Source organism: Jannaschia halovivens (assembly GCF_046452375.1).
Lineage (GTDB): Bacteria > Pseudomonadota > Alphaproteobacteria > Rhodobacterales > Rhodobacteraceae > Jannaschia > Jannaschia halovivens.
The window spans coordinates 2,539,531-2,565,894 of record NZ_JBKFDJ010000001.1; the positions used below are offsets into that span (position 1 = coordinate 2,539,531).

A 26,364-nucleotide genomic window follows, 5' to 3' on the forward strand; every position below is an offset into this window, starting at 1 on the left:
ACGCGGCCATGCGCTTCGCCACACCGCTGATCCCCGCCACGCTGATCCGCCGATACAAGCGGTTCCTCGCGGACGTCCTGCTGGAGGACGGGCCGACCGTCGTCGCGCATTGCCCCAATCCCGGCGCGATGACCGGGCAGGCCGATCCGGGCGCGCGCATCTGGCTGGAGCCGAATGACGACCCGCGCAAGAAGCTCGACTACGGCTGGCGGCTGACGGAGCTGGGGGGCGGGCATTTCTGCTGCGTCGATACCGGCGGCGCCAATCGCACGGTCGAGGCGGCGCTCCGGGCGGGGGCGGTGCCGGGCCTAGACGTGAGCGGTGGTCTGCGGGCCGAGGTCCCTTATGCGGACGGAAGCCGCGTGGATTTCGTGCTGGGCGGTGAGGTGTTCGTCGAAGTGAAGGCCGTATCCCTGTCACGCGCGCCGGGTCTGGCCGAGTTTCCCGATACGCGGACGGCGCGGGGCGCGCGGCACATGGACGATCTGGCGGGTGTCGTCGCCGGGGGCCGGCGCGCCGTCGTCCTGTTCCTCGTTCAGCGGACCGATTGCGACCGGGTCGGCGTCGCAGCCGACATCGACCCGGTCTACGCTGCCGCCGTCGCCCGCGCGCGGGATGCAGGTGTCGAGGTCATGGCGCTGGGCACGAAGGTCGACACGGTCGGAGTCACCGCGACGGGCCGGCTTCCGGTGGAACTTCCGCCGCTCTCGTCTTAAGTGACACGCGACGACGACCGGAGGGCCCGGACATGGACGAACATCGCGGCAGACTGACACGCGACGGCATCCGCATCCACGAGGACGCGGATTTCGCGGGGATGCGCGTGGCGGGTGCGCTGGCGGCCGAGATCCTGGACCGGATCGCGGATCACGTCGTGCCGGGTGCGACGACCGGCGCGCTGGACCGTCTGATCACCGACTGGGTGACCGAGGCGGGCGCGACCTCGGCCACGATCGGATACAAGGGATACGCCCACGCCTCCTGCATCAGCGTGAACCACGTGGTCTGCCACGGCATCCCGGGCGACAAGACCCTCAAGGATGGAGACATCCTGAACATCGACGTGACCGTGATCGTCGACGGCTGGTTCGGCGACAGCTCGCGGATGTATGTCGCGGGCGCGCCGTCACGGAAGGCCGAACGACTGATCCAGGTGACCCACGATTCGCTGATGAAGGGGATCGACGCGGTCGCTCCGGGCAAGACCTTCGGGGATATCGGCTTCGCGATCCAGGCTTATGCCGAGGCGCATCGCATGTCGGTGGTGCGCGATTTCTGCGGTCACGGGCTGGGCCGCGTCTTCCACGCCCCGCCCAACGTGCTGCATTACGGGCGGCCGGGCACCGGGCCGGTGTTGGAAGAAGGCATGTTCTTCACCATCGAGCCGATGATCAATCTCGGCCGTGCCGAGACGAAGGTGCTGGCCGACGACTGGACCGCCGTGACCCGCGACAAGTCGCTCTCGGCCCAGTTCGAGCATTCGGTCGGCGTGACCGCCACGGGGGCCGAGATCTTTACGCTCTCGCCGGGCGGTCGCTTCCATCCGACACGGGGCTGACGCGCGGGCCTAACCCGCGACGTCGAGGATGTAGCGCGCGACCATCAGGTCGAGATGCGCGCCGCCGCCATTCTTGAAGAGCGTGATCTCGTCGTCGGACGACCGCCGCATGGCATCGCCGTCGTAGTAGTCGGCCACGATGTCCGAGCGCGCGATCACCCCTTCGGCCAGCGGGATCTTCAGCTCGCCGATATGGTCGAGCGTGGTGGCGCGGGCATCGACGAAGATCGTGGCCCGGCGGAGCGCGTCGTCATCGGCCTCGCGCATGTCCGGACGGTAGGCGCCGATCAGGTCGAGATGCTGGCCCGGACGAAGCCATTCGCCGCGGATGATCGGGTCGGTCGTCATCGTCGCCACGGTCACGATATCGGCCGTCGACACCGCGTCGCCCAGATCCGGCGCGGCGGTGCCGCCGATCTCGTGTGCCAGCGCGGCCGCGTTCTCGCCGTTGCGCGACCATACCGTGAAGCGCGCGTCTGGGAAGGCCGCGGAATAGGCCTCGTGCAGGGATTTCGCCACCGTGCCGGAGCCGACGATCAGGATGTCCCGGCTGTCGGGGCGCGCCAGGCGGGTGGCCCCGAGAAGGCTGTCGCCCGCCGTCTTCCACTTGGTCACGAGGCGGAAGTCGAGCATGGCCGAAAGCGAGCCGTCCGTGTCCGAGAAGACCGACACCGCGCCGCCGACCGCGGGTTTCTCGGGCACGTTGCCCGGAAAGATCGTGGCCGTCTTCACCAGTACGCCCAGCCCGTCGATCCAGGCCGAGCGCGACAGCATCGTGTCGGGATCGCGGTAGAGGAACGTGTCGCCGATCTCGGCGCAGGGCAGGTCGTGCCCGGCGGCGATGGCGCGGGTCAGGGCGAGCCAGTCAAGCTTGCCATCGGCCTCGGGTCCGATGAAGGGGATGGTCATGCGGCCTCCTGTTCGCTGAGAAGGCCCTCGGAGACGAGGCGGTCCGCCCAGCCGTCCGGCCCCTCGAAATGGTGGGTGCGCCAGCCGCGTGCGGCGGCAGCGGCGATATTCTCGGCCCGGTCGTCCGCGAAGAGTAGCGCGTCGCCGCCGAGGCCCGTGCCGTCCTCGACCGCGACGTAGATCCCGGCATCGGGCTTGATGACCCGCAGGTGTCCGGACACGAAGGTCCGGTCGAATTCGGACAGGAAGTCGTAGCGGGTGCGGGCCAGCGCGAAGGTCTCGACCCCGAAATTCGTCAGCGCGTGAACCGGCACGCCCCTGGTCCGCAGTGCCCGCAGGAGACGGACCGAGCGCGGGATCGCGGGCGTCGCGAGGTCGAGCCAATGGTCGTGCCACATCCGGATCTCGTCGGCCCAGTCGGGATGGGCTTCGGCAGCCTCGTAGATCACGTCGCGAAACCCTTCGCCCCGGTCGACACGGTCGTTCATCGCATGCAGGTCGATCGCGGCGAACATCGCGCGACGGCGCTCGGGGCCGATCCGGGCGTCGTACCAGCGCTCGGGCTGCCATTCGATCAGGACGTTGCCGATGTCGAAGACGACCGCCTGGATCGTCACGCGAGATGCTCGGCGTGGAAGGCGACGTGGTCGGCCGCAAAGCTCGCGACGAAGAAGTAGCTATGGTCGTAGCCCGCGCGCAGGTTCAGTTCGGCGGCGGATTTCGTGCGCGCGAGGGCGGCCGCGAACGCTTCCGTTCCCAGCTTGTCGTAGAACTGGTCTGACGTGCCGGTGTCGATCAAGGCCGGCGGCAGGACCGCGCCGCCCGAGAGGAGGATTGTCGCGTCATGCGCCTCGGGGTCGCCGGTATAGCCCGTGAGCTGCGGCGCACCCCAGTCCGACGCCGACGGATTGCAGATCGGCGCGAAGGCCGAAACCGAGCGGAACCGCTTCGGATTCTTGAGCGCCAGCGTCAGCGCGCCGTGCCCACCCATGGAATGCCCAGTGATGCCCTGCCGCGCCTCGTCGAGGTCGAAGGCCGCGAAGACCGTCTCGGGCAGGTCGGTGGCGATGTAGCTCTGCATCTTGAAGTGCTCGGCCCATTTGCCCTCGGTCGCGTCGACGTAGAACCCCGCGCCCTGTCCCATGTCGAAGGCATCGTCGTCGGGGACGTCCGCGCCGCGGGGGGTGGTGTCGGGGAAGACGACGGCCAGCCCCGCCTCGGCGGCCCAACCCTGCAGGCCGGCCTTGGTCATCGCGTTCTCGTGCGTGCAGGTCAGGCCGGACAGGTACCACAGAACGGCGCCGGTCGGATGCTCGGGGAGGAAGAGGCCGAAGGTCATGTCGGTGCCGGTGGCGTCGGACGCGTGGGAATAGACGCCCTGCGTGCCGCCGAAGCAGCGGTTTTCGGCGATGGTCTTCATGGGGTTCCTCCGGTGAGCAGGCCGATGATGACCGAAACGGTGATAATGGACACGGCCGTCGAGACGAGGATCGCGGCCGAGACCCGCTGGGGTGCGACGCCGTAGTGCTGGGCCAGAATGTAGACGTTGCCCGCGACCGGCAAGGCGGCCGACGAGATCATCACCGTCGCCGCGAGCGGATCGGCGACGGGAAAGAGCACCAGCGCGGAGAGCGCCACGGCCGCCGGATGCAGCACCAGCTTGCAGAAGGTGAGCCAGCCCGCGACCGAGATGCGTTCGGCGGTCTTGCCCGCGAGCGACGCACCGATCGCGAAGAGCGCGCCCGGCGTCGCCGCGGCCCCGAGGATCGAGAGGAACTCGTTGACCGGCGCCCAGATCTCGAGCCCCGTGGCCGACCACGCGATCCCGAGCGAGATCGAGACGATCATCGGGTTCTTCACGAGGCCCAACCCGACCGTCCCGAGGGTCGCCGCCGTCACGCGCCCCTCGCGCGAGCCGGTGATGAGGATGACGATGATCGAGGAGAAGACGATCAGATCGGTCGCGAGGATCATCAGCATCGGGCCCGCGCTGTCGGGGCCGAGCAGCAGGATGAACATCGGGATGCCGAGAAAGCCCACATTGCCGATGGTAGCGACCTGCGCCTCGACCGCGCATTCCGCGACCGAGAGCCCGCGCGCGAAGCCGACGGCGCTGGCGATCAGGTAGACGATGAAACAGCCCCAGAGATACGCGGTGATGAACTGCCAATCGAGGATGTCGGCCAAGCTGAGATTGGCCGAGAAATTGAAGAGCATCGCCGAGAGCGCGAAGTAGAAGACGAATTTCGTGAGGTAGGCGGTCGCCTCGGCGGAGAAGAACTTCGTCCGGCCCGCGAAGTAGCCCAGCGCGATCAGGGCGAAGAAGGGCAGGGTCTTCAGGAAGATCGCGATCATCCAGAACGCGTAGCGACGGGTCCCGGCAGTGTCTAGCGCACGGTGCGCTGGTGCGAGAGCGGTCCGTTCGATAATGAACCGATTAGTTCAGATTGCCTCTTGCGGCCTATCAGGGCGGCGCGGTATCCAGCATTATGAACTGAACGGTTCGGTTCGTAAGCGAGGAGAGACGAGATGAAAGCCCTGTTCCTAACCAGTCTGACGGCAGCCGCACTCGCGCTGCCCGCTATCGCGGACACGATCGAGATCGACGATGACCGGTGGTTCCGCGTCGACACCCCCGCGTCCAACGGGGTTGTCGTCGATATCGACGATGACGGCTGGACGCGGATGGATGCGCCGCTGGCGCAGTCGACCCGCTCGCAGCCGCGCGAACCCGGCATCTGCACCCAGCTCGAGCGGTCCGCCCGGATCGCGACCGCCGAGTGCGGCACCATGACGCCCGCGCAGCTGACCTTCATCCAGGGCGACTGACCCCCCCGCAGTTTCCCGGATCCGCGGGGCGCGCCGATCTCCCCGGCGCGCCCCGCTTCTCGTTTGTCTTGTGCGGGTTGGCCGCGTCTCTATATGCTGCGACCGAGGGGGAGCCGATGAACGATGTCACGCCGATCAAGAAGGGCCGCAAATTCGATCAGGTGATCGAAGGCGCGCGCAGCGTCTTTCTCTCGGATGGCTACGAAGGGGCGAGCGTCGATGCCATCGCCCGCGCGGCAGGCGTCTCGAAGGCCACGCTCTACAGCTATTTCACCGACAAGAAGCTCCTCTTCATGGAGGTGGCCAAGGCGGAATGCTCGACCCAGATCTGCGAGGCGGGCGAGATCCTGACGCCGGGCTCCGAGCCGCGCGACGCGCTCTGCGAGGCCGGCTACCAGATGACCCGCTTCGTTCTGTCGGATTTCGGCCAGAGCATCTTTCGCATGTGCGTCGCCGAAAGCGACCGCTTCCCCGAGTTGGGCCGAGAGTTCTTCCGAACCGGCCCCGAGGTCTTCCGCGAGCAGATGCGGGCCTACCTGCGCCTCGCCGTCGAACGCGGCGAGCTGGTGATCGACGATATCGAGCTGGCGGCCGACCAGTTCGTCGAATTGTGTCACGCGACGCTGTTCGTCGAGATGGTGTTCGGCGTGCGCGAGACGGCCACCGATGCCGAGGTCGACCGCATCGTCAGCGGCGCGGTCGACACGTTCATGGCCCGCTACGGCGCCTGACCCGGTTCAGGCGGGCCGCACGCTCGCCGTGACGTAATTCACCGAGAGATCCCGGTCGGACAGCCGCCAGGTCCAGCTCAGCGGATTGAAGACGAAGCCCATCCGGTCCACCGGCGTCAGCCCGGCCTGCCGCAGCAGATCGTAAAGCTCGTCTGGGGTGATGAATTTCGACCATTCATGCGTGCCCTTCGGCAGCCATCGCATCACCTGTTCGGCCCCGATGATCGCCATCACGTAGCTCTTGGCGTTGCGGTTGAGCGTCGAGCAGCACATCAGCCCGCCGGGACGCAGGAGGTCGTGGCAGGCCGTCAGGTAGCCCAGCGGGTCGGACACATGCTCGACCACCTCCATGTTGAGGATCGCGTCGAAGGGCGGCTCCTCCGTCTCCAGCAATGCCTCGGCGGAGGTGTGGCGATAGTCGATCTCGAGCCCCGACTGCGCCGCGTGGGCCTGCGCCACGGGGATGTTGCGCGCGGCCGCGTCGACGCCGACGACCGTGGCGCCCAGACGCGCCATCGGTTCGGAGAGCAGACCCCCGCCGCAGCCGATATCGAGGATGCGCAGCCCGTCGAAGGGCGCGTCACCGGACAGGTCGCGGTCGAATTCGCCCGCGATCTGGGTGGTGATGTAGTCCAGCCGACAGGGATTGAGCATGTGCAGCGGCTTGAACTTGCCGTTCGGATCCCACCATTCGGCCGCCATGGCCTCGAACTTTTCGATCTCGGTCGGGTCGATGGTGGTGGTCATGGGGCCTCCGCGTCGGGTGTGATTGCCATGGTGGCGCGCGCTTTGCGGTCTATATAGGTCGCCAATGGACAGGAACCCGTACCAGCAGCCGGCCAATTCGCTCTATCCGCCGATCGACCCTTTCGATCAGCGCATGGTCGAGGTGGGCGACGGGCATCGCCTCTATGTCGAGCAATGCGGCAATCCCGACGGCCAGCCGGTCGTCGTGCTGCATGGCGGGCCGGGCGGCGGGTGCAGCCCGATGATGCGGCGCTTCTTCGACCCCGAACGCTGGCGCATCGTGCTTTTCGACCAGCGCGGCTGCGGCCGGTCGCGGCCCCATGCCAGCGTGCGCGACAACACGACTTGGCATCTTGTCGACGACATAGAGCAGTTGCGCACGCTTTTCGGGATCGACCGCTGGACCGTCTTCGGCGGCTCGTGGGGGGCGACGCTGGCGCTGATCTACGCGATCACCCATCCCGACCGGGCCGAACGCCTGATCCTGCGCGGCGTCTTCCTCATGGAACAACGCGAGCTCGATTGGTTCTACGGGGGCGGCGCGGGGCAGTTCTGGCCCGATCAATGGGGCCGGTTCCGCGATCTGATCCCCGAGGAGGAGCAGGGCGACCTGATCGCCGCCTATCACCGCCGGCTCTTCGATGCGCCGTCGCCCGACCAGACGCGCTTTGCCCGCGCCTGGGCCGCGTGGGAGAACGCGCTCGCCTCGATGTCGAGCCAGGGCCGCACCGGCGAGCCCGGGGGCGAATACGCCCGCGCCTTCGCCCGGCTCGAAAACCATTATTTCACCAATCGCGGCTTTCTCGAGCATGACGGCTGGATCCGCGCCAACCTGGATCGCATCGCCCACGTCCCCGGCGTGATCGTCCAGGGCCGCTACGACATGATCTGCCCGCCGCTCTCGGCGCATCTTCTGGCCGAGGGTTGGGAGGGCGGGACGCTCAGCATGGCGCCGCTGGCCGGGCACGCCCTCTCCGAGCCGGGCATCGCGGACCAGCTCATCCGGGCAACGGACCTCGCAGCCGGTCGCGCGGTGGGGTGACGCCATGCGCGCGGCTGCGCTAGGACGGACGGGACGGATATCGACGGGGCGCCCCACATGCAGATCGAGGACACCGCCATCCCGGCGGTCAAGCTGCTGACGCCGCGCCGGTTCGGCGACGCGCGAGGGTTCTTCGCAGAGACTTGGAACGCGCGGACCTTCGCCGCGCTGGGCCTCGATATTGCCTTCGTTCAGGACAACCACTCGCTCTCGGACGATGTGGGGACGGTGCGCGGTCTGCACTTTCAGGCGCCGCCCCACGGGCAGGGCAAGCTGGTGCGCTGCGGCCGGGGCGCGCTCCTCGACGTGGCGGTCGATATCCGGGCGGGGTCGCCCACCTACGGGCACGGGGTCACTGCCGAACTCAGCGCCGAGAAAGGCCGCATGATGTGGATCCCCGAGGGCTTCGCCCATGGGTTCGTCACGCGCCTGCCCGGAACCGAGATCTGCTACAAGTGCACCGGCTTCTACGAGCCGTCGGCCGAAGGCGCGATCCGCTGGGACAGCGCAGGCATCGACTGGGGCCTCGACCGCGATCCGGTTCTCTCGCCCAAGGATGCCGAGGCCCCGCCGCTGGCCGAACTCGACACGCCGTTCCGGGGGAATGGGACATGACGCTTCTGGTCACCGGCGGCGCCGGGTTCATCGGGTCGGCGGTGGTGCGGCAGGCGGTGGCGGCGGGACGCGATGTCCTGAACCTCGATGCGCTGACCTACGCGGCGTGTCCCGAAAATGTGGCCCCGGTGGCGGAGGCCCCGAACTACGCCTTCGTCGAGGCCGACCTGCGCGACCGCGCCGCGCTCGACCGAGTGTTCGCCGAACATGCCCCCGACGCGGTCATGCACCTCGCCGCCGAGAGCCATGTCGACCGCTCGATCGACGGCCCCTCCGCCTTCGTCGAGACGAACGTTACCGGCACGTTCAACCTCTTGGAGGCCGCGCGCGACCACTGGATCGCCCGAGGCCGCCCGGAGGCCTTCCGCTTCCACCATATCTCGACCGACGAGGTGTTCGGTTCGCTCGGGCCCGACGGGCACTTCACCGAGGAGACGCCCTACGATCCGCGCAGTCCTTATTCCGCCTCGAAGGCCGCGAGCGACCATCTCGTGCGGGCTTGGCACGAGACCTACGGCCTGCCGATCCTCCTGACCAACTGCTCGAACAACTACGGGCCGTATCACTTCCCAGAAAAGCTGATCCCAGTGACGATCCTGAACGCGATCCATGGTCGGTCCATCCCGATCTACGGCGCGGGCGAAAACGTGCGCGACTGGCTATTCGTCGAGGACCACGCCACCGCGCTCCTGACCGTGCTGGATCGCGGTACCGTCGGTCGCAGCTACAATATCGGCGGCAATGCCGAGGCGCGGAACATCGACCTCGTGCGCGCGATCTGTGCCATCCTCGACCGGCTGCGCCCCGGTGGCGCGCCCCATGCCGACCTCATCACCTTCGTTGCGGACCGCCCGGGCCACGACGCGCGCTATGCCATCGACGCCAGCCGCATCCGAGACGAGTTGGGCTGGCGGCCCTCGGTTACGCTGGAGGACGGGCTGGAGCGGACGGTTCGCTGGTATCTCGAAAATGAGGCCTGGTGGCGCCCGCTGCTCGACCGGCAGGGCGTGGGCGACCGGCTCGGGGTGCGCGCGTGATCCTCTGCATCGGGCGCAGCGGCCAGCTCGCGCGCGAGATGGCGCCCTTGGACGGCGTCCGCTGCGCCGGGCGGGACGAGGCGGACCTGACCGACCCTGCGGGCTGTGCGGCATTCATCCGTCGGACCGCGCCCGAGGCGGTCGTCAACGCCGCCGCCTACACCGCCGTCGATGCCGCCGAAGCGGACGAAGACACGGCTCACTTGATCAACGGCGAAACGCCGGCCGCAATGGCTGCGGCTTGCGCCGATCTAGGTATCCCCTTCGTCCAGGTCTCGACGGACTACGTCTTCGACGGCACGGGCAAGGTGGCCCGCGCACCCGATGCGCCGACAGCGCCCCTAGGTGCCTACGGGCGCACCAAGCTTGCGGGCGAGGAGGGCGTGCGCGCGGCAGGCGGGGTTCACGCGATCCTGCGCACCTCCTGGGTGGTCAGCGCGCATGGCTCCAACTTTGTCACCACGATGCTGCGGCTCGGGGCCGAGCGCGAGACCCTGAACGTCGTCTCCGACCAGATCGGCGGCCCGACCCCGGCGCGCGACCTTGCCCGCGCCTGCCACGCCGTCGCGCGAGCCCTCCCCGCCGATCCTGGCCTGACTGGAACCTACCATTATGCCGGCGCCCCGGATGTGAGCTGGGCCGGCTTCGCGCGCGCCATCTTCGAGGCGGCTGGGCTCGACTGCGCCGTCACGGACATCCCGTCGCGCGACTGGCCCACACCCGCCGCGCGCCCGCTCAACTCCCGGCTCGACGTCTCGGCGACCGAAGCCGCATTCGGCCTTGCCCGCCCCGACTGGCGCGCGGGATTGGCCGAGATCGTGAAGGACCTGACATGACCACACGCAAGGGTATCATCTTGGCCGGCGGCTCGGGCACGCGTCTGCACCCGATCACCGAGGGCGTCTCGAAGCAGCTTCTGCCGATCTACGACAAGCCGATGATCTATTATCCGCTGACGGTCCTGATGCTGGCCGGTATCCGCGAAATCGCGGTCATCACCACGCCTCACGACCAGGACCAGTTCCGGCGCGCGCTGGGCGATGGAGCGCGCTGGGGCGTCGCGCTGGACTACATCGTGCAGGAGAAGCCCGAGGGGCTGGCGCAGGCCTATGTCCTGGCCGACGGCTTCCTTGGCGGCGCACCCAGCGCGATGGTGCTCGGCGACAACATCTTCTTCGGGCACGGCCTGCCCGAGCTGATGGCGGGCGCGCCCGAGGCGGGAGGCACCGTCTTCGGCTACCACGTGGCCGATCCCGAGCGCTACGGCGTGGTCGATTTCGCGCCCGACGGCACGGTCCAGTCCATCGTCGAGAAGCCCGCGCGGGCACCGTCGAACTACGCGGTGACGGGGCTCTATTTCCTCGACGGGACGGCGCCGGAGCGGGCGCGGGACGTCACCCCGTCCGAGCGGGGCGAGCTGGAGATAACGACCCTTCTCGAGACCTATCTCGCCGACGGATCGCTCCGGGTCGAGAAGATGGGCCGGGGCTATGCCTGGCTCGACACCGGGACCCACACCTCGTTGCTCGACGCAGGGAACTTCGTGCGTACGCTCCAACAGCGGCAAGGGCTTCAGGCCGGTTGCCCCGAGGAGGTCGCCTACCAACAGGGCTGGATCGACGCGGATGCCGTGGCCGCGATGGCCGACCGCTACGGCAAGACGGAATACGGTACCTATCTGGGCAAGCTGCTCGACCCGACACGCTGACGATTGCGCGGGCGCGCCGCCTGTGGCTTGGTCCGCGCCATGGGGTTCCGCATCGACAACCTGCAATATTGCAACTGGTCCGAGACCATCTTCCGCCAGATGCGGGAGGGCGGTCTGGATGCCGTGCATGTCACGATCGCCTATCACGAGACCTTCCGCGAGACGGTCCTGCGGATCGAGGAATGGAACCGCCGGTTCGAGCGTTTCCCCGACCTGATCGTCCAGGCCCGCACCGCCGCCGACATTCGCGTGGCGCGCGAGGCGGGGCGCACCGCCATCGTCTTCGGCGCACAGAACCCCAGCCCGATCGAGGACGATATCGGCCTCGTGGAGGTGCTGCACGCGCTGGGCCTGCGCTTCATGCAGCTGAGCTACAACAACCAGTCCCTGCTCGCGACGGGCTGCTACGAGGACGAGGATCCGGGCCTGACCCGCATGGGCCGTGCCGTCGTGGCCGAGATGAACCGCGTCGGTATGGTCATCGACATGAGCCATTCCGCCGACCGCTCGACGCTGGAGGCCATCGAGGCCTCGACCCGGCCCATCGCGATCACCCATGCGAACAACGCCGTCTGGCACCCGGCGCGCCGCAATTTCGGCGAGGACGTGCTGCGGGCCCTGAGCGAGAGCGGCGGGATGCTCGGCCTGTCCCTCTATCCGCACCACCTAAAGGGCGGGACGGATTGCACGCTGGCCTCCTTCTGCGAGATGGCCGCGCGCACCGCCGAAGTCGTGGGGCCGGGCAATCTCGGGATCGGGTCCGATCTTTGCCAGGATCAGCCCGACAGCATCGTCGAATGGATGCGGACGGGCCGCTGGACCAAGGCCGTGGATTACGGCGAAGGCAGCGCCGATGCGCCGGGCTTTCCGCCGCAGCCCGACTGGTTCCGCGACAACCGGGACTTTCCGGGCCTGGCCGAGGGCCTGCGCGCCGCCGGGTTCGACGCGGGCGAGGTTGACGGGATCATGGGCGACAACTGGCTGCGGTTCTACGAGGCGGGCTTCGGCCCGGCGGGCGTGTGACCGTCGCGCTGCGTCCCCCCGAGGAGGTGATGCGCCTCGACCGGATGGGCTGTTTTCACCAGTCGCGCCTGTCCTTCATGCGGATGCTGCTGCGTCGTCTGAAGGCCGAAGACTGGACCTTCGACCGCCCCCTCTTCGAGATCGCCGCCGACGGCACCGGGCGCGCGGTCTATACGGCACACGGGCCGGACCGGTCCTACTCGCTGGTGGCCTTCGCCCATGACCTGCCGCCCGAGGCGCGGTCGGACCGGGTGATCGCGACGGCCTGGGACGCGACGTTCACGCTGTTCGACGGGGTGCCGAACGCGGAGGATCTGGCGCGGCTCGGGGCAAACGTGCCGTTGCAGGAGGCCGGGCGTATCACCGATCGCGAGCTGACGTTGAGCCGCGCAAACCGCTCGGTGCGCCTCTTCGAGCATGTCGTGGATGCACTCGCCGAGGGCCGCCAGCCCGACCCCGCCCGCATCGACGCCGTGGGCTACCTGATGCGGACGACCGCTGTCTACGGGTCGGGCAAGTTCGGCGCGGCCGACCGCGCGCGCATCGCGGACCGGCCGGAATGTTCGGCGCCGTTTCAGGTCGAGATGCTGACCGTCTGGTTGATCCGCGCCTTCGTGCTCGACCAGGTCGAGGCGATGGCGCGCGCGCGCGCGCCCGACCGTGCCGTCGCGCTGGAGCCCGGGCTGCGCCGACGGTTCGGGATCGGCAATTCGACCGGCCTCGGGATGGCGCCGTTCCTGGTGCATCACCCGGTGCTGCTCGACCGCTGGATCACTGCCCGCGAGACCGCGCTGGCCCGCGTCTTGGAACAGGCGGCCCCGCCCGACCGGATCGCCGCGTTCATCGCCGCCCGCGATGCCGCCGCGCACAACGTCGCCGCGTGGCGCACCGAGCATCCGGTGCAGGCCGCCAAGCTCGACGGTCTGCGCGCGGACATGGAGCGTTTGGTCGCGCAGCCGGTGACCGGATGGGCCGCGCTTTGGGCGTGGGGACAGACGGCGCTCTCGCTCGAAGGGCAGGAATTGCTCGTCTCGCTTCTCCTGGAACCCTGGCCCGAATTGGTGGACGGCCTCGGCGCGACGATGTGCGCCGAGGAGGACGCGCACTTCGCCATCGACGGGCGCATGTCGCTGGACGACCTTCGTGGCGCGCTCTGCGTGGTGCACGGGGTCGAGGGCTGCGACGGGCCCGCGCGTGTCTGGTTCACCTCCGCCGACAAGCTGGAGCCGCGGCTGGGCGAGCCCGATCCCGCGCTCGACCCGCACGCGCAACCCTTGGCGACGCGGCGTGATGCGGCCGCGCTGCTGGCCGCGATTGCGGGACGGGAGGGGGACGTCGCGGGCTTTCTGCTGGACCATCCCGAGCACCGCCACACCGTGCGCCGCGTTCAGATCGCCCTGCGGCATCCCTATGCCGAGATCCGCGACGACCTCGCTTCGACCACGATGCTGCCCGCGGACATGCTGCGCGCGAAGCTGTCGTTCTTCGGGGCCGGTCGCTTCGATCCGCGCTCGGACCGTTGGGTTCGGATCGAGATGTTCCGCGGGGCGCCCTTTCCGCACGAAATGGCGGATGCGGGCCCCGAGCCCTGGACGGGGCTTCCGGCGTGAATCTGTCGGGCGGCGAGACCGAGGCGCTGGCTCGGAAGGCCGCGCGGGGCGCGGGGCTGCCCTGGGGCCTGGCCGAGGAGGCGGGCATGGCGGCGCGCTGGTTGGCGGAGCGGGGTCTGCCGGGGGCCGCGACGTTCGCCGCGCTCCTGACCGAGATCGACGGGGCCGGACCGCTGCCGCCGGTGCCGGGCGAGACCTGGCGGGCGAAGGACGACCGGCTCTGTCCGATCTGCTGTGGTGCTGCGCTGTCGGACCGGCTGGAGACCGGACCGCTCGTGGTTCTGGACGTGCTTCACCCGCTTCTTATGCTGCCGCACCTCGCCTCGGTCGCGGATCGCACCGGTCGTCCCGTCACGATCCGCTGGCCCGGCGGCGGCGCGATCCTGTCGCGGACCCCGAGCCTGCATGGCGCGCTGCCGCCCGCGCGCGGCAATGTCCGCATCCTTCCCGCCCGCGCGCCGGGTCCGTGGCCGCGCGCACCGCGCACGCCCGACCCGGTGACACCCGAGGCGTTCGACATTCTGAATGCGTTCGCGCATCGCACCTATGCCCCGGCCCATCTGGGGCGCGAGGGCGGGGCGGGCGCGGGCCTGACCGACAGCGACTGAAAGGCTAAACCATGACCCAGCGGATGATGACCCTTGACGAGATCGAGACGCTGGCTTTCGACGCGCTGGTCGCGGCGGGCACATGCCCCGAGGCCGCGCGTGCGCTGGCCGTGGCGACCGCGGCGACCGAGGCCGACGGCGTGGCGAGCCACGGGCTGGCCTATGTGCCGATCTATGCCGAGCATGTCCGCTGCGGGAAGGTCGACGGTCAGGCCGTCCCGGAGGTGTCGACGCCCAGACCCGGCGTCGTCCGCGTCGATGCCGGTCACGGTTTCGCGCATGGTGCCATCGACGCGGGCATGGGACCGCTGATCGAGGCCGCGCGCGCGAACGGCGTCGCCGTCATGGCGATCCATCGGAGCTACAATTGCGGCGTGCTCGGCATCCACACGGCGCGGATCGCGGCCGAGGGGATGTTGGCGCTGGGCTTCACCAACGCACCCGCCTCTATCGCGCCGGGCGGCGGATCGCGCCCGGTCGTGGGCACCAACCCGATCTCGATGGCCGTGCCGGACGGGGCGGGGGGCGTCGAGATCCTGATCGACCAGTCGGCCAGCGTCATCGCCAAGTCCGAGATCATGAAGCATTCGCGCGAGGGAAAGGCGATCCCCGAGGGCTGGGGCCTCGATGCCGAGGGTGCACCGACGACGGACCCCGACGTGGCACTGAAGGGTTCGATGGCACCGGCGGGGGGCTACAAGGGCGTGGGGCTCGCGCTGATCGTCGAGACGCTGGCCGCGGCGATGACCGGCGCGACGCTGGGCAAAGACGCCTCGCCCTTCTCGGGCAGGGCCGGCGGGCCGCCCGCGACGGGCCAGATGTTCATCGCCATCGATCCGGGTGCGACGTCCGGCGGGGTCTTCGCGGACCGGATCGGCGACCTTGCTGCCGCGATCCGGGGGCAGGACGGCGCGCGTCTTCCGGGCGACGGGCGCGGTGCAGCGCGGGCGCGCGCGGGCGACGGGGTCGCGGTGGCCGAGGCGACGCTGGAGCGCATCGCCGCGTCGATGGCCTAGAGGCGCGTTGGGTCGATCCCGGCGGCGGCCATGGTGGCGCGCACGTCCCGCGGCGGCCCGAGGCCGAAGCCACCCGCCCAGGTCGCGCGGGCGGCCGCGAGATCGCCGCGCGACAGGTGCTGCGCGGCCTTCGCGGTCGTGAAGGCGAGCCCGCCCGGCACCGATGCGGGCCGATGGCGGCGCAGGAACATCATCCGTGCACGATGCTTGAACCATTCCGAGAAGGGCGAGGCGCGCCGGTCGCCCGAAGCCGATCCGATGGAGGCGCCCGAGACGTGGCGCACCAGCGCGTCGGGGCAGTGCAGAAGCGGCAGCGTGCCGCGCCGCATCGCCCAGTCCACCTCCTCGTAATAGAGGAAGTAGTCCTCCGGCATTGGCCCCGCGGCGTCGAGAAACGCGCGGGAGACGACGAGACTCGCGCCCGTGACGAAGGCGATCTCGGCCGGGTCGGGGGGCGGCGCATCGGCCGGCGCGAACTGGTTGAGGTTACGCGTCACGCCGCTCCGCCAGTCGATGGTCCCGCCATCGATCTGGATCCGCGGCGGTGTCTCGTCATAGAGGACCCGCCCGCCGATCATGGCGAACCCGCCGGGCGGCGCCGGGTGGGTGGCGAAGCGGCGCGCGGTGTCCGGAGCGACGGTGGTGTCCGGGTTCAGGACCCAGAAGCGATCGAGCGCCGCGTCCGCCGACAGCACCGCAAGCCCCCGGTTCACGCCTGCCGCGAAGCCGTCGTTCGGGGCCTCGATCACGGTGACGTCGTGCGCGCGCAGGCGGGTCAGCGTGTCGTCGGGCGAGGCGTTGTCGACCACGACGACGCGGAGCGCCACGCCCTCGGAGGCCATAAGGCTGCCGAGGCAGGCGTCAATCGTGTTGGCGGCGCGGTGGGTCACGATCACCACGCCGAGCGGCGGCGGCGTCATCGCCCGCGCGCCAGCGAGGCCCGCGCGTCCGTCCCGGCCGGAAAGCGCGTGAAGGCCGGCCGCGCGCCGGATCGCCGGATCGGGGCGGCGCGGCGCGGGTCGGCGGGGATCTCGGGTTCGGGGGCCTCGGTCCGGGCGACCGGCTGGACGAGCCAGGCCGTCGCGCCGAAGACGAAGAAGGTGAAGGAGTAGATATTGGTCCAGACATGGACCGTGAAGAGCGTGAAGGTCAGGCCGATGATGGTGAAGACGCAGGCCGTGCGGATGCGGCCAAGCTCGGTCTCGCGCCCATGGTCGAGCCGCATCAGCCGCACCAATTGCACCAGCCAGCCCGCCGCCAGCAGCCCCACGCCGGGTAGGCCGTAGCGCATCCCCGTCAGCAGCCAGAAATTGTCGACCGAATCCGAATGCATCCAGCTCGGCCGGACCCAGTCCCGGAGTCCGAGACCGAAGATCGGGTTCGCCCAGATGTTCTCGAGGCCCCAGTCGAGGATCGTCAGGCGCCAATAGGCCGTGTGCGCCGAGAAGGTGGCGTAGGTCATGAAGACCTGTAGCCCCGAGCGAGAGGACAGAAGGTCGATGGCGATGTAGACCGCGGTCACGAGGCCGAGCAGCAGCCACCAGCGCCATGCGACCTGCGCGAAGATCGCGGCCCAGGCGATCAGCCCGACTTGCAGCGCGATGGCCAGAAGCGCACCCGAGGAGAGCGCGAGGAAGCCGCAGCCGGCGACCGCCCCGGCCGCGATCCAGCGTCGGAGGTCGCCCATCTTGTCCTTCATCGCCACGAAGACCATCGAGAACACGACCGAGCAGAAGAGTCCGTAATGGATGGGGTGGGCGAAGACAGCCTGCACCCGCTCAACTCCCAGCCGACGGTTCATGTCGAGGATGTCGACCGACCCCAGGACCGGCAGCTTGCGGATCATCGCGATGATCGGCGGCGTCCCCGTCCGCGCCTCGATCAGTGCGAAGGGGAGCGTCAGCAGGACGCCCAGCAGAAGCAGGCGGCAGGCGCGGAGCATGTCGGCGGAGCTGCGGATGCCCGCACGCGCGACAACGTAACCGCCGAGGAACTCGACCCCGACCGACGGTGCCTGCTGGATGACGCGGTCCGGGTTGTTGACCCCGAGTGCGACCGCGATCCAGAGCGCGTGCCCGAGGAGCAGCCAGTCGGTCGCCAGCACGGGCCCGTAGCGGCCGCGCAGCGTGTTTACCAGAAGCGGCAGCGTCACCGCAAGCAGGAGCACCCGGAGTGTCGTCAGAAAGAGCGGCCCGACATGGAACGAGATCGGCACCAGTACGGCGATCAGGTAGATCGGCACGAGCCATGCGGGTCCGCGCATGTCGGTGCTCTCGGCCGGTTGGTCACGGAGGGCGGCCATCACTCGGCGGCGGCGCGGCGCAGCGGCGGGTGCCGGACATCCAGCTCGAACGCGTCGACCCAGCCCGCGAAGCTGTCGAGCTGGTCGAACGGATTGCCGAAGGTCAGGCCCCAATGCTCCGAGGGGCCGAGACGGCCGGTCATCGGAACCTCGGCCACGCGCGTGCCGTCGACATTGAGCCAAAGGTGCCCCTCGTCGGAATCGTAGGCCAGCTCCAGCTCGGCGCCGCCTTCGCGCGCCAGCGCCGTGCCGCGCCCCTTAATGCGGGTCGTGTAACCGTCTGCGGTCGTGACGCGCGCGGTGATCGCGCCGCGGTCGCTGACGCGGACCACCAGAAGCTGGTGCACTCGAAGGACGATGCCCCCGGTGCGGCGTGGCCCGAGATCGGGGCGCAGATGCATCCGCATCGAGAACGCATCGGCCCCGAAGAGCGCGGCCGTCTGATGCTCGGTCAGGCGCGTCGCGGGCAGATCGTCCCCGATCGCGATCGCGGGCTCGTAGATGTCGATCCGGTGGCGCAGGCCCCGGCCGCCATAGACCTCGATGGCCTGCGCCCCGGGCACGAGACGGATGGCCCCTTCAGTCGTCGTGGGAAGCCGGCTCGTTGCGGACATCTCGGGCGCCAGCGGCGAGCCATATTGCAGAAGCGGCGCGCCGATCGCCACGCCGTCCAGCGGACCACCCGGATAGGGCAGGAAATCGACGGGACGCGCGGCTCGCTCCTGCGAGACGTCGGCGAAGACGCTGTCGTAATGGCCGTCCTGCAGCGGTTGGACATCCTGCACGATCAGGTTGCCGAGAATGAGCCAGTCGTCCCGCCATTCGGCCTCGGTGATGGCGTGCGCCACGTTGTTTACGACGATGACCTCGCGCGATTCCCCGGCGATGTGGATGCGCGGAACCCAGAGGTTCGGATTCGGGCGGTTGCGGGCCGCGAAGGCGTTCCGCACGACGGTGTTGCGCCGGATCGTCAGGCCCTCGGTTTCGCCCACTGTGATGCCGTGGGTATGGGCGTTCAGGACGACGTTCTCCTCGATCGTCACGTCGCGGTAGAACATCTCGGGTCCGGCCTCCTGCTGATCGACCCGCTCGTTGCGCATGAAGATCGACTGGGTCCAGGGCCCACGCCCGGAATCGAGCAGGTTGCCGCGGATCACGATCCCCTGGCTGGGCCGGTCGGTGCCCGCCGTCCAGAACTGGATCATGTCGGGATGGGTGCCGCCCGTTCGGCGATCCGAGAAGTCGCGGATCGTGTTGTGCTCGATCCGCACGTCCTCGACCTCCGCGAAGGTCATCCCGTCAAGACCCAGGCCGTGCAGCAGGTTCTCGGTCAGCGTGATCCCGGTGCTGTCGTCGATCAGGGTGCCGGTGCGAAAACCCGTGATCTCGGACCGGGTCAGGGTGAACCCGTCGGTTTCGGTCACGCGAAGCGCCCGGCGGGTCAGCGCCTCGGGACCGGCGAAGCGCATGTCCTGCATCACGATCTCACGGCTCGCGACGACGCGAAACGGCTCGTCCGGGGCGTCGGCGGCCGGCTGGAAGTCGAGGTCCGAAAGAACCAGATGCGCCGCATCGCGCAGGACGGCCGTGCCGATGCGAACGGAGCCTTCGGCGGCGCGGATGGTGATGGGCTCGGCCGCGGTTCCTTGCACGCCGACGATGCGCATCTCGGGATAGGCGCCCGGCGCGAGCATGAGCGTGTCGCCCGGTCGCGCCGCGTCGAGTTGATCGGCCAGGGTCGCAGGCTCGGTCGGCAGCAGGCGTTCGGCCAAGGCGGGACAGGCGCCCCAAAGAAGAAGGGCGGCCAGCGCCACGGCACGGGATCGAATGCGTGTCATCGCCTGTATCCTCGCCGGCGGGGCCGGTCGGTTGTTCTGCTCGGGTCCTCTGCGGAACCTCCGGTCGAACGTAGCCGTGGCGGGCCCGCATCTCCAAACGTTTAACGGGTGGCCATGGCCCATCGGCCGGGCGGTGTGACGGGCTTGCGTCAGGCCCCGAGGGGCGGCGCGGTCGCGAGGATCGCCCCGGTCGCCGCCGCCGCGAGGGCCAGAAAACCCGCATAGGACGCCCAGGGCAGGGCGATCGGGTCGGGCCGGGCCGCACGGAACATGGACGCCGAGATCGCGATCCCGGCCAACTCGGCAATTGCGGCGAGCCACACCAGCACCACGACCGACGCGCCGCCCTCCAGCATCCACCAGCCCACGGCCAGCGCCGCGAGCCGGGGGATATTCGACCACGCCGCATTCCCCGTCTGCCCGGTCGCGAGCGCGGCGATATTGGTGCCGACCTTGGCCACGCGCAGCCCCTGCAGGATCGCCATGGGCCCCAGCAGCCCTGCGACCGCGATGTAATCCGATCCCGCCAGCCAGCGCGCGGCGATCGGACCGGCGAGGATGCCGACGCCCATGCCGGCCAGCCCCAACGCGAGCGCCAGCTGGATCAGGCGGGCGGCGGGGCGGTCGATCTCGCCGGCCTCTGCGCGGCGGGACAGCCGCGGCAGAAACCCGGTCTGGAGGCTGCGCAGCACGATCAGGGCGGGCGTCAGCGTGATCGTGACGGCCAGCGCGAAGGTGCTGAGCGCCACCATGCCTTCGAGCCGTCCGACGATCAGCTTGTCGCCTTGGAACACGGCGAAAAGCAGTCCCGCGTTCAGCAGGATCGGCCAGCCGAAGCGCAGCGTCCGCCCCCAGCGGGCGCGGTCGAAGGCGGGGCGGAAGGGGCGCTCGGCGGCGAATTGCGAGACGAGGGCCGCGCCCATGTTGTGGATCAGGATCGACACCAGCATCACGCGCCAGTCCCCGAGCCAGGCCGCCAGCGGGAAGATCGCGAGGAAGGCCACCAGCGCGGGCAGAGTCTGTTCGGCGGCAAGCGCGCCGAAGCGGCCGCTGCGGTTCTGCCGGTGGATGTCGAGATGCCGGACGCCGTTCAGAAGCGGCACGAGCGCCAGCACCGCGTAGGCCCATGCGACCTGCGGCACGTTGAGGAAATCCGCCAGCGGGATCGCCAGCGCCAGCATCACCCCGGCGGCAAGGATGCCCCGAAAGAGCTGGAAGCCCTGCAGCGCGCGCATCAGCCGGGGGTCGTCGCCGTCGGCGGCCTGCACGATTTGCTGCTGCAATCCGAAGGCCGAGGCCATTTCGACCGCCGCCACCGCCAGCGCGAAGGTCGCGGCGATCCCGTAATCCTCGACCGGGATCAGCGCGGCGAGCGTCAGGTTCCGCGCGAAGAGAAGGGCGGAGGAGCCGAGATTGCCGGACAGGATGGTGAGGGCGGGGCGCAGCATCGGGGGCCTCGCGGACGGGTGGACTTGCGCGCTTGTGGGCGGCTTGCCATGCTCCGGTCAAGTCGCCTTCCCCCGATCCGCGAGGCTCCGGTGCCCCCTTCGCCCCCGGCCGACACGCCCCGCGCCACGGTGATCGTGCCGCATTTCAACGATCCCGACCGGCTGGCGCGCTGTCTCTCGGCGCTGGCGACCGACCTGCCGCCGGGCGTTGAGGTGGTGGTGGTCGACAACGGCTCGGCGGTCGATCCGGGGCCGTGGATCGCGCGAGACTATCCTGCCGTCCGCACGCTGGTCGAGCGCACGCCCGGCGCAGGCCCGGCGCGCAACCGCGGCGTCGCCGAAAGCGACGCGCCGATCCTGATGTTCCTCGATGCCGATTGCGTACCGGGTCCGGGCTGGGCCGCGACGGCGCTCGAGGTCGCGCCGCGTGCCGACCTGGTGGGCGGGGCGGTGGATCTCTTCGACGAGACCGAAGGCCCCCGCACCGGCGCGCAGGCCTTCGAGGCCGTCTTCGCCTTCGACATGCGCGGCTATCTCGAACGGGACGGCTTTCTCGGGAGCGGAAATCTCGTGACCTCGCGCCGCGTTCATGAGGCGATCGGTGGGTTCCGGGCCGCGGTATCCGAGGACAAGGATTATTCGCACCGGGCGCGCGCGGCGGGGTTCACGCTGGGATTCGCACCCGAAATGGCGGTCGGGCATCCGTCGCGGGGCGACGCGGCCGCGCTTCGGGCCAAGTGGCGGCGCCTGACCGACGAAGCCTGGGCGCTGCACCGGTCCGAGGGCCGGTCGCGGGGGGCTTGGGCGGGACGCGCGCTGCTGATGCCCGCATCGATCTTCGCCCATGCGCCCAAGGTGGCCCGCGCCGATGGTCTCGATCGCGCGGAACGGGCCCGCGCCGTCGCGACGCTGGCCCGGATCCGCCTGTCGCGAATGGTCTGGATGCTGCGTCAGGCGGCGGGGGCCTCGCCGTAATCGTAGCCGTAACCGTAGGCATGGCCCTCGCCGGGATGGTTGCACTTGTTCAGCACCACCCCGAGGACATTGGTCCGTGACGCCAGCTCGCGCTCGGCAGCATCGACCTGTCCCAGCGTGCTGTCCTCGGCGGCGGCGATCATCATCGCGGCGTCGGCATGGGGCAGGAAGGCGATGGCATCGTCGCTGACCATCACTGGCGGCAGGTCGATCAGCACCAGATCGGGGGCGAACTGCTCGGTCAGCTGGTCGAGGAACGCGGTCATCACCCGGCCCTGCATCAGGGTCGAGGGATCGCGGACGGGCTCGGCCGTGGTGGCGAAGGCGAGGTTCTCGCCGACGCGCACCATCTGGTCGGCGGCGGGCGTCAGGCCCCTGATCGCGGTGGCGACGTTCTGGCCCCGCGACACGCCCAGCATCTTGGCCATCACGGGACGGCGCAGATCGAGATCGACCACGATGGTCCGCAGGTCCGGCTGGCGCGCCAGCGAGAAGGCGAGGTTCATGGTCACCGTGCTCTTGCCGCAGCCGGGGCCGGGCGAGGTGATGGCGATGCGGCGCCAGTCATTGGCAAGTGCCTGCTGCACGAGCCGGGTGCGCAGCACGTCGAAGGGCGCCGACTTGGCGGTGTCCTCGACCGTGACGATACGCCCCTTCGCGAGATGATCGGGATCGGCATCGAGCCGGGGCAGCATCTCCCATTCGTCCTGCGGGATATGGGTGGGGGCGATATCGCCCTGCCCGATGGGCTGCATGAGGGTGGCACGCGCGGCGCGGGCCTGGCGGATGGCGGCCTGTAGACGGTCCATTTGCGGATTCTCCTGTCTGGCGGGGGTCAGAGACCGGCGACGCGCTGCCACTGCGTCACGATCTCCTCGGAATAGGGAAACTGGCCGACCATGACCGCGATCATCGTCGCGACCCCGGCGGCGGCGAAGCCGATGGCGACACCGGTGCGCAGGCGCGGCAACCGGCGGCGGGCCGGGCGCGCAGTGGGCGCGGGCTCGGGGTCGCCCAGCATCGGCAGCGTCGCGAGCGGGACGATTCCCAAGCGGCGCTGCAGGTCGACGGGGCGGCGCAGGAAGCCGAGGCGCAGCTCGAGGATGACGACGATGGCGAGGCCGAGGAAGACCCCGATCGCGGCCCCGGCGATGGCCACCACCTTGCGGTTGGGACGCGCCGGGCTGCGCGGGATGGACGCCTGCTCGATGATCGCGATCCGCTGACCCTTCGACAGCGCCTCGATGGCGTCGCCGGTCTCGGCCACGGCCTTGGCCTCGATCGCCTGGTTGTAGAGCTGGCGCAGGTTGCGGTGGTCTTCCTCGAGCGAGGCGAGCTGGGCGGCCTTCGTCGGCGCGTCGGTCAACGTCACGCGGTGGGCGTCCAGCTCGTCGAGAAGGGCGGCGCGGCGCTCGGCGGCCTCGGCCAACTTGGCATCGATGTCGTCACGATGGCGGTGAAAGGCGGTGCGCTCGGTCGAGCTGGCGGTGCCGCTTTCCGCGATCCGGCGCGACAGGCGCGTGATCCGGTCGGCGATCTCGTCGGCGCCCGGATCGTCCGCGTCGAGATTGGCGAGCGTCTCGCGGAGGGCGACGATCTGGCGCTGCTCGTAGCTGATGGGGCTGTCGACGGCGCGGCCTTCGCGGCGCTTCACCGTCTCGTGCAGGCGGACGAGGCGCTCGCGCTCGCGGCGCAGGGCTTCGGTCTCGCGGCCGAGTTCGGCCAGGTCGCCCTCGATGCCGACGATGCGCTGTCGGGCCAGCTCGCGGGATCCGGGCAGAGCCTCTTCGTGCTCCTGCTGAAAGGCCATGAGCTGCGTGCCGCTGGCATTGAGCTCCTGCTGCAGGCGCGACACCTCGTGGTCGAAGAACTCCAGCGTCTGGCGCGCGACCGAGGTCCGCATCTCGACATCCTCGGCCATCACGCGGGTCACCAGCTCGTTGGTGACGGCGGCGGCCATGACGGGGCTCTCATCCTCGAAATGGAGGACGAGCATCGTGGCGCGATCCCCGGCCTTGCGGGCGGCGCTCTCGCCTTCGATCGTGTAGGTGATACGCCTGCGCAGATCGCGCACGATCTCGTCCGCGGCGGGGCGGGCCCCGGCATAGATGTCGAGCCGGTTCGCCATGTCGAGAAGTGCACCCCGCGCCATCAGGCGCTGCTCGATGATCTCGAGATGCTGGTAGGCGGCGGTCTGGACGGTTGAGGCGGCCAGCTCGTCGGGGATCTTCTCGGCCTCGACGACGAGGCGGGCGCCGGCCTCGTAGACGGGCGGCAGCGTCACGGCGACCCCGAGGCCGGTCCCGGTGCACACGAAGAGCGCGAGGAGGAACCACGGCAGACGGCGCGCGAATAGCGACAGATAGAAAAGGATGTCGGCTTTCATGGCCCTATTCCCCGCTGGCCAGACGCAGGCGCGCCGGACGGTTCGAGGCCGGGGCGGGGTCATGTGCCGGGCGCGGGGCGACGAACATGCCGTGGTCGAGGACCGCGCGCACGTCCTGCGCGGTGATGCGGTCGCCGTCACCCGAGAGCGCGAAGACCAGCGCCATCTCACAAAGCTGGTTCACCGCGCGCGCCAGGCCGGCGGAGGCGGCATGCACGATCGCGACGGCGTCTTCGTCGAAGAGATCCTCGGGACCACCGGCGGCCGAGAGACGCGCCGCGATGTAGCCCGTCGTCTCGTCGCGGAGGATGGGATCGAGCGCGGCCCAGACCCCCACCCGGTTCACGAGGCCCGACAGGGCGGGCATCCGCAGCATGTCCCGGAGGCCCGGATGACCCGACAGGATCACCTGGACGAGCTGATCCTCGGCCGAATTGATGTTGGTCAGGAGCCGTAGCTCGTCGAGCGCCTCGGTCGAGAGCGTCTGCGCCTCGTCGATCACGAGGACGACACGGCGACCGGCGGCGTAGTCGGCGATCAGCAGGTCCTGGAGACGGGAATGGAGTTCCGGCTCGGTCATCTCGGCCGTGATCGGCTCGCCGAGGGACTGGAGGATCCACGGCAGGATCGAGCCCGCGCCGGACCGGATGCCCCCGACGACCGCGAAGCGTAGCGTCTCGTCGGCATCGGCCATCAGGCGCATCAGGAGGGAGGTCTTGCCCGTGCCGGCCTCGCCGGTCAGCGCCATGAAGGGCGCACCGGTCATCAGGCCATATTCGAGAGCGGCATGGGCACGGATCAGGGACGGCCCCTCGTGGGACAGCTCGGCATCCGGGAGGACGCAGAACGGGCGACCGGTCAGGCCGAAGCGCTCGCTATAAAGGGTTTGGACGCTGTTCATCGTCGTATCCTGTGTTCTGCCGCCGGGTGCCATTTTTGCGAACGGCGACTCGTATTGGTCGCGCAACCGGTCCCTTAAGATTGAATTAAAATCGGACGCGATTAAGGCGCGGGCAGGTGGATTCGACGGCGTCTCGGGGCGTCTTTCGGGCAGTGCCGCATTGTGTCGCGAAATGGGTCCGACGCTGCCACGATTCATGATGAACGGGCCACCGAATCCGCCAGATCGCCAAGCATACAAGCCTGCAACGGACGCGCATGTCCGAGAACGAACGATCAAGTCTGGCAGGCCCTTCACCATGACCATGCACACCGATCCGCACAGCATCCGCACCGCCCTGACCGGTGCGCCCGTGCCGCTGCCCCAGCCGGGCGCCCGCGCGCTCAGCTATCGCGACCATCTCAAGCGCATCTTCGACGTCGCCCTGGTCGTGCTGGCCCTGCCGTTCGTGCTTCCGCTGGTCGGGCTCTTCGCCCTTCTGGTTGCGCGCGACGGCGGCCAGGCCTTCTACGTGCAGGAGCGGCTGGGCCTCGACGGGCGCCGCTTCCGCATGTGGAAGCTGCGCAGCATGGTGCGCGATGCCGACGCGGCTCTCGACGCCCATCTCGCCGCCGACCCGGCCGCCCGGGCCGAATGGGCCCGCGACCAGAAGCTGCGCCACGACCCCCGCGTCACGCGCATCGGCGCGCTGATCCGGAAGACCTCCATCGACGAGCTGCCGCAGCTCTGGAACGTCCTGACCGGGGACATGAGCCTCGTGGGTCCGCGCCCGATGATGCCGTGCCAGCGCGCGATCTATCCCGGCCAGGCCTATTTCCGCCTGCGCCCCGGCCTGACGGGGGCCTGGCAGGTGTCGGGTCGCGGCGAGACGAGCTTCGCCGCCCGCGCCGAATTCGACCGCGCCTACGAAGGGGCGGTGTCGCTGGCAGCCGATCTGTCGATCCTTGCGGCCACCGTCGGTGTTGTCCTGCGCGCCACAGGTCGTTGAACATAGGGCGCGCGCGGCCCCGCGACGCTTGGTCAAACCGCCCCGGCAGGGCAGGCTACCCGCAAAAGAAGAACGAGCAGTAGTGGTGACAGG

The 26,364-nt window shown here is 69.6% G+C and carries 27 protein-coding genes; 15 read left to right on the top strand and 12 right to left on the bottom strand.

Annotated elements, in window-relative coordinates:
* The first annotated feature begins 8 nt into the window (after window positions 1-8).
* Complete coding sequence (gene sfsA, locus ACK8OR_RS12845; protein ID WP_410189775.1) at window positions 9-716, top strand: DNA/RNA nuclease SfsA; 708 nt, start codon at window positions 9-11, stop codon at window positions 714-716.
* A 32-nt stretch (window positions 717-748) separates the two neighbouring features.
* Window positions 749-1,558, top strand: coding sequence for a type I methionyl aminopeptidase (map, locus tag ACK8OR_RS12850; protein WP_410189776.1), 810 nt, complete (start codon window positions 749-751; stop codon window positions 1,556-1,558).
* A 9-nt stretch (window positions 1,559-1,567) separates the two neighbouring features.
* Here the strand turns inward: map and ACK8OR_RS12855 are convergent, their stop codons facing one another.
* From ACK8OR_RS12855 to ACK8OR_RS12870, 4 genes are read right to left on the bottom strand one after another with little or no spacing between them, the layout of a single operon-like run.
* On the bottom strand, window positions 1,568-2,467 hold the full coding sequence (locus tag ACK8OR_RS12855) for an ornithine cyclodeaminase family protein (protein ID WP_410189777.1): 900 nt from the start codon (window positions 2,465-2,467) through the stop codon (window positions 1,568-1,570).
* Window positions 2,464-3,084, bottom strand: coding sequence for an HAD-IA family hydrolase (locus tag ACK8OR_RS12860; protein ID WP_410189778.1), 621 nt, complete (start codon window positions 3,082-3,084; stop codon window positions 2,464-2,466). The genes ACK8OR_RS12855 and ACK8OR_RS12860 overlap by 4 nt, the downstream gene beginning before the upstream one ends.
* Window positions 3,081-3,887 (bottom strand): S-formylglutathione hydrolase, encoded by an 807-nt coding sequence (gene fghA, locus ACK8OR_RS12865; protein ID WP_410189779.1) that lies wholly within the window; start codon window positions 3,885-3,887, stop codon window positions 3,081-3,083. Before fghA ends, ACK8OR_RS12860 begins: the two co-directional genes overlap by 4 nt.
* The gene (locus tag ACK8OR_RS12870; protein WP_410189780.1) at window positions 3,884-4,822 is read right to left on the bottom strand and encodes an AEC family transporter; all 939 of its coding nucleotides are present in this window, start codon (window positions 4,820-4,822) and stop codon (window positions 3,884-3,886) included. The genes fghA and ACK8OR_RS12870 overlap by 4 nt, the downstream gene beginning before the upstream one ends.
* Before the next feature lie 174 nt (window positions 4,823-4,996).
* Here ACK8OR_RS12870 and ACK8OR_RS12875 point away from each other — a divergent pair, with 174 nt between their 5' ends.
* Window positions 4,997-5,296, top strand: coding sequence for a hypothetical protein (locus ACK8OR_RS12875; protein ID WP_410189781.1), 300 nt, complete (start codon window positions 4,997-4,999; stop codon window positions 5,294-5,296).
* A gap of 116 nt (window positions 5,297-5,412) precedes the next feature.
* A complete protein-coding gene (locus ACK8OR_RS12880; protein ID WP_410189782.1) occupies window positions 5,413-6,027 on the top strand; it encodes a TetR/AcrR family transcriptional regulator in 615 nt (204 codons plus the stop codon).
* 6 nt (window positions 6,028-6,033) lie between these two features.
* On the opposite strand, the gene ubiG is transcribed toward ACK8OR_RS12880, so the two are convergent.
* Window positions 6,034-6,774, bottom strand: coding sequence for a bifunctional 2-polyprenyl-6-hydroxyphenol methylase/3-demethylubiquinol 3-O-methyltransferase UbiG (ubiG, locus tag ACK8OR_RS12885; protein WP_410189783.1), 741 nt, complete (start codon window positions 6,772-6,774; stop codon window positions 6,034-6,036).
* 64 nt (window positions 6,775-6,838) lie between these two features.
* Between ubiG and pip the strand changes: the two genes are divergently transcribed.
* Genes pip through ACK8OR_RS12930 form a run of 9 tightly spaced genes read left to right on the top strand, consistent with a single transcriptional unit; the run spans window position 6,839 to window position 15,433 of the window.
* Window positions 6,839-7,816 carry a prolyl aminopeptidase gene (pip, locus tag ACK8OR_RS12890; RefSeq protein ID WP_410189784.1) on the top strand — a complete coding sequence of 326 codons (978 nt, stop codon included), beginning with the start codon at window positions 6,839-6,841 and terminating at the stop codon, window positions 7,814-7,816.
* 57 nt (window positions 7,817-7,873) lie between these two features.
* Entirely contained in the window at window positions 7,874-8,431 is a 558-nt protein-coding gene (gene rfbC / locus ACK8OR_RS12895) for a dTDP-4-dehydrorhamnose 3,5-epimerase (RefSeq protein WP_410189785.1), read from the top strand.
* Window positions 8,428-9,468 carry a dTDP-glucose 4,6-dehydratase gene (gene rfbB / locus ACK8OR_RS12900; RefSeq protein WP_410189786.1) on the top strand — a complete coding sequence of 347 codons (1,041 nt, stop codon included), beginning with the start codon at window positions 8,428-8,430 and terminating at the stop codon, window positions 9,466-9,468. Before rfbC ends, rfbB begins: the two co-directional genes overlap by 4 nt.
* Window positions 9,465-10,304, top strand: coding sequence for a dTDP-4-dehydrorhamnose reductase (gene rfbD / locus ACK8OR_RS12905; RefSeq protein WP_410189787.1), 840 nt, complete (start codon window positions 9,465-9,467; stop codon window positions 10,302-10,304). Before rfbB ends, rfbD begins: the two co-directional genes overlap by 4 nt.
* Entirely contained in the window at window positions 10,301-11,176 is an 876-nt protein-coding gene (rfbA, locus tag ACK8OR_RS12910) for a glucose-1-phosphate thymidylyltransferase RfbA (protein ID WP_410189788.1), read from the top strand. The genes rfbD and rfbA overlap by 4 nt, the downstream gene beginning before the upstream one ends.
* Before the next feature lie 39 nt (window positions 11,177-11,215).
* Window positions 11,216-12,199: a membrane dipeptidase gene (locus tag ACK8OR_RS12915; RefSeq protein WP_410189789.1), complete on the top strand. Its 984-nt coding sequence runs from the start codon at window positions 11,216-11,218 to the stop codon at window positions 12,197-12,199.
* Window positions 12,196-13,809, top strand: a complete 1,614-nt coding sequence (locus ACK8OR_RS12920) for a hypothetical protein (protein ID WP_410189790.1) — start codon at window positions 12,196-12,198, stop codon at window positions 13,807-13,809. The genes ACK8OR_RS12915 and ACK8OR_RS12920 overlap by 4 nt, the downstream gene beginning before the upstream one ends.
* Window positions 13,806-14,417, top strand: coding sequence for a DUF3726 domain-containing protein (locus tag ACK8OR_RS12925; RefSeq protein WP_410189791.1), 612 nt, complete (start codon window positions 13,806-13,808; stop codon window positions 14,415-14,417). The genes ACK8OR_RS12920 and ACK8OR_RS12925 overlap by 4 nt, the downstream gene beginning before the upstream one ends.
* An 11-nt stretch (window positions 14,418-14,428) precedes the next feature.
* Window positions 14,429-15,433, top strand: a complete 1,005-nt coding sequence (locus ACK8OR_RS12930; RefSeq protein ID WP_410189792.1) for an Ldh family oxidoreductase — start codon at window positions 14,429-14,431, stop codon at window positions 15,431-15,433.
* Here ACK8OR_RS12930 and ACK8OR_RS12935 read toward each other — a convergent pair.
* The 4 genes from ACK8OR_RS12935 to ACK8OR_RS12950 form a co-directional block, all read right to left on the bottom strand.
* Window positions 15,430-16,353, bottom strand: a complete 924-nt coding sequence (locus ACK8OR_RS12935; RefSeq protein ID WP_410189793.1) for a glycosyltransferase family 2 protein — start codon at window positions 16,351-16,353, stop codon at window positions 15,430-15,432. The genes ACK8OR_RS12930 and ACK8OR_RS12935 overlap by 4 nt on opposite strands.
* Window positions 16,350-17,696, bottom strand: coding sequence for an O-antigen ligase family protein (locus ACK8OR_RS12940; RefSeq protein ID WP_410189794.1), 1,347 nt, complete (start codon window positions 17,694-17,696; stop codon window positions 16,350-16,352). Before ACK8OR_RS12940 ends, ACK8OR_RS12935 begins: the two co-directional genes overlap by 4 nt.
* 38 nt (window positions 17,697-17,734) lie before the next feature.
* Window positions 17,735-19,573, bottom strand: coding sequence for a right-handed parallel beta-helix repeat-containing protein (locus tag ACK8OR_RS12945; protein ID WP_410189795.1), 1,839 nt, complete (start codon window positions 19,571-19,573; stop codon window positions 17,735-17,737).
* A 149-nt stretch (window positions 19,574-19,722) separates the two neighbouring features.
* Window positions 19,723-21,021: an oligosaccharide flippase family protein gene (locus ACK8OR_RS12950; protein ID WP_410189796.1), complete on the bottom strand. Its 1,299-nt coding sequence runs from the start codon at window positions 21,019-21,021 to the stop codon at window positions 19,723-19,725.
* Between the two features lie 90 nt (window positions 21,022-21,111).
* Between ACK8OR_RS12950 and ACK8OR_RS12955 the strand changes: the two genes are divergently transcribed.
* Window positions 21,112-21,996: a glycosyltransferase family 2 protein gene (locus ACK8OR_RS12955; RefSeq protein ID WP_410189797.1), complete on the top strand. Its 885-nt coding sequence runs from the start codon at window positions 21,112-21,114 to the stop codon at window positions 21,994-21,996.
* On the opposite strand, the gene ACK8OR_RS12960 is transcribed toward ACK8OR_RS12955, so the two are convergent.
* Genes ACK8OR_RS12960 through ACK8OR_RS12970 form a run of 3 tightly spaced genes read right to left on the bottom strand, consistent with a single transcriptional unit; the run spans window position 21,972 to window position 25,283 of the window.
* Window positions 21,972-22,805 carry a CpsD/CapB family tyrosine-protein kinase gene (locus tag ACK8OR_RS12960; protein ID WP_410189798.1) on the bottom strand — a complete coding sequence of 278 codons (834 nt, stop codon included), beginning with the start codon at window positions 22,803-22,805 and terminating at the stop codon, window positions 21,972-21,974. The genes ACK8OR_RS12955 and ACK8OR_RS12960 overlap by 25 nt on opposite strands.
* Window positions 22,806-22,831: 26 nt before the next feature.
* Window positions 22,832-24,382 carry a GumC family protein gene (locus ACK8OR_RS12965; protein WP_410189799.1) on the bottom strand — a complete coding sequence of 517 codons (1,551 nt, stop codon included), beginning with the start codon at window positions 24,380-24,382 and terminating at the stop codon, window positions 22,832-22,834.
* Between the two features lie 4 nt (window positions 24,383-24,386).
* The gene (locus tag ACK8OR_RS12970; protein WP_410189800.1) at window positions 24,387-25,283 is read right to left on the bottom strand and encodes an ExeA family protein; all 897 of its coding nucleotides are present in this window, start codon (window positions 25,281-25,283) and stop codon (window positions 24,387-24,389) included.
* Window positions 25,284-25,587: 304 nt separating this feature from the next.
* Between ACK8OR_RS12970 and ACK8OR_RS12975 the strand changes: the two genes are divergently transcribed.
* Window positions 25,588-26,271 (top strand): sugar transferase, encoded by a 684-nt coding sequence (locus ACK8OR_RS12975; protein ID WP_410189905.1) that lies wholly within the window; start codon window positions 25,588-25,590, stop codon window positions 26,269-26,271.
* The last annotated feature ends 93 nt before the right edge of the window (window positions 26,272-26,364 follow it).

Bases quoted from the DNA above. Each gene is read 5' to 3' on its own strand.
- sfsA (WP_410189775.1), top strand. From the start codon at position 9: ATGCGCTTCGCCACACCGCTGATCCCCGCCACGCTGATCCGCCGATAC.
- map (WP_410189776.1), top strand. From the start codon at position 749: ATGGACGAACATCGCGGCAGACTGACACGCGACGGCATCCGCATCCAC.
- ACK8OR_RS12855 (WP_410189777.1), bottom strand. From the start codon at position 2,467: ATGACCATCCCCTTCATCGGACCCGAGGCCGATGGCAAGCTTGACTGG.
- fghA (WP_410189779.1), bottom strand. From the start codon at position 3,887: ATGAAGACCATCGCCGAAAACCGCTGCTTCGGCGGCACGCAGGGCGTC.
- ACK8OR_RS12870 (WP_410189780.1), bottom strand. From the start codon at position 4,822: ATGATCGCGATCTTCCTGAAGACCCTGCCCTTCTTCGCCCTGATCGCG.
- ACK8OR_RS12875 (WP_410189781.1), top strand. From the start codon at position 4,997: ATGAAAGCCCTGTTCCTAACCAGTCTGACGGCAGCCGCACTCGCGCTG.
- ACK8OR_RS12880 (WP_410189782.1), top strand. From the start codon at position 5,413: ATGAACGATGTCACGCCGATCAAGAAGGGCCGCAAATTCGATCAGGTG.
- ubiG (WP_410189783.1), bottom strand. From the start codon at position 6,774: ATGACCACCACCATCGACCCGACCGAGATCGAAAAGTTCGAGGCCATG.
- pip (WP_410189784.1), top strand. From the start codon at position 6,839: ATGGACAGGAACCCGTACCAGCAGCCGGCCAATTCGCTCTATCCGCCG.
- rfbC (WP_410189785.1), top strand. From the start codon at position 7,874: ATGCAGATCGAGGACACCGCCATCCCGGCGGTCAAGCTGCTGACGCCG.
- rfbB (WP_410189786.1), top strand. From the start codon at position 8,428: ATGACGCTTCTGGTCACCGGCGGCGCCGGGTTCATCGGGTCGGCGGTG.
- rfbA (WP_410189788.1), top strand. From the start codon at position 10,301: ATGACCACACGCAAGGGTATCATCTTGGCCGGCGGCTCGGGCACGCGT.
- ACK8OR_RS12915 (WP_410189789.1), top strand. From the start codon at position 11,216: ATGGGGTTCCGCATCGACAACCTGCAATATTGCAACTGGTCCGAGACC.
- ACK8OR_RS12930 (WP_410189792.1), top strand. From the start codon at position 14,429: ATGACCCAGCGGATGATGACCCTTGACGAGATCGAGACGCTGGCTTTC.
- ACK8OR_RS12935 (WP_410189793.1), bottom strand. From the start codon at position 16,353: ATGACGCCGCCGCCGCTCGGCGTGGTGATCGTGACCCACCGCGCCGCC.
- ACK8OR_RS12940 (WP_410189794.1), bottom strand. From the start codon at position 17,696: ATGCGCGGACCCGCATGGCTCGTGCCGATCTACCTGATCGCCGTACTG.
- ACK8OR_RS12945 (WP_410189795.1), bottom strand. From the start codon at position 19,573: ATGACACGCATTCGATCCCGTGCCGTGGCGCTGGCCGCCCTTCTTCTT.
- ACK8OR_RS12950 (WP_410189796.1), bottom strand. From the start codon at position 21,021: ATGCTGCGCCCCGCCCTCACCATCCTGTCCGGCAATCTCGGCTCCTCC.
- ACK8OR_RS12960 (WP_410189798.1), bottom strand. From the start codon at position 22,805: ATGGACCGTCTACAGGCCGCCATCCGCCAGGCCCGCGCCGCGCGTGCC.
- ACK8OR_RS12965 (WP_410189799.1), bottom strand. From the start codon at position 24,382: ATGAAAGCCGACATCCTTTTCTATCTGTCGCTATTCGCGCGCCGTCTG.
- ACK8OR_RS12970 (WP_410189800.1), bottom strand. From the start codon at position 25,283: ATGAACAGCGTCCAAACCCTTTATAGCGAGCGCTTCGGCCTGACCGGT.
- ACK8OR_RS12975 (WP_410189905.1), top strand. From the start codon at position 25,588: ATGCACACCGATCCGCACAGCATCCGCACCGCCCTGACCGGTGCGCCC.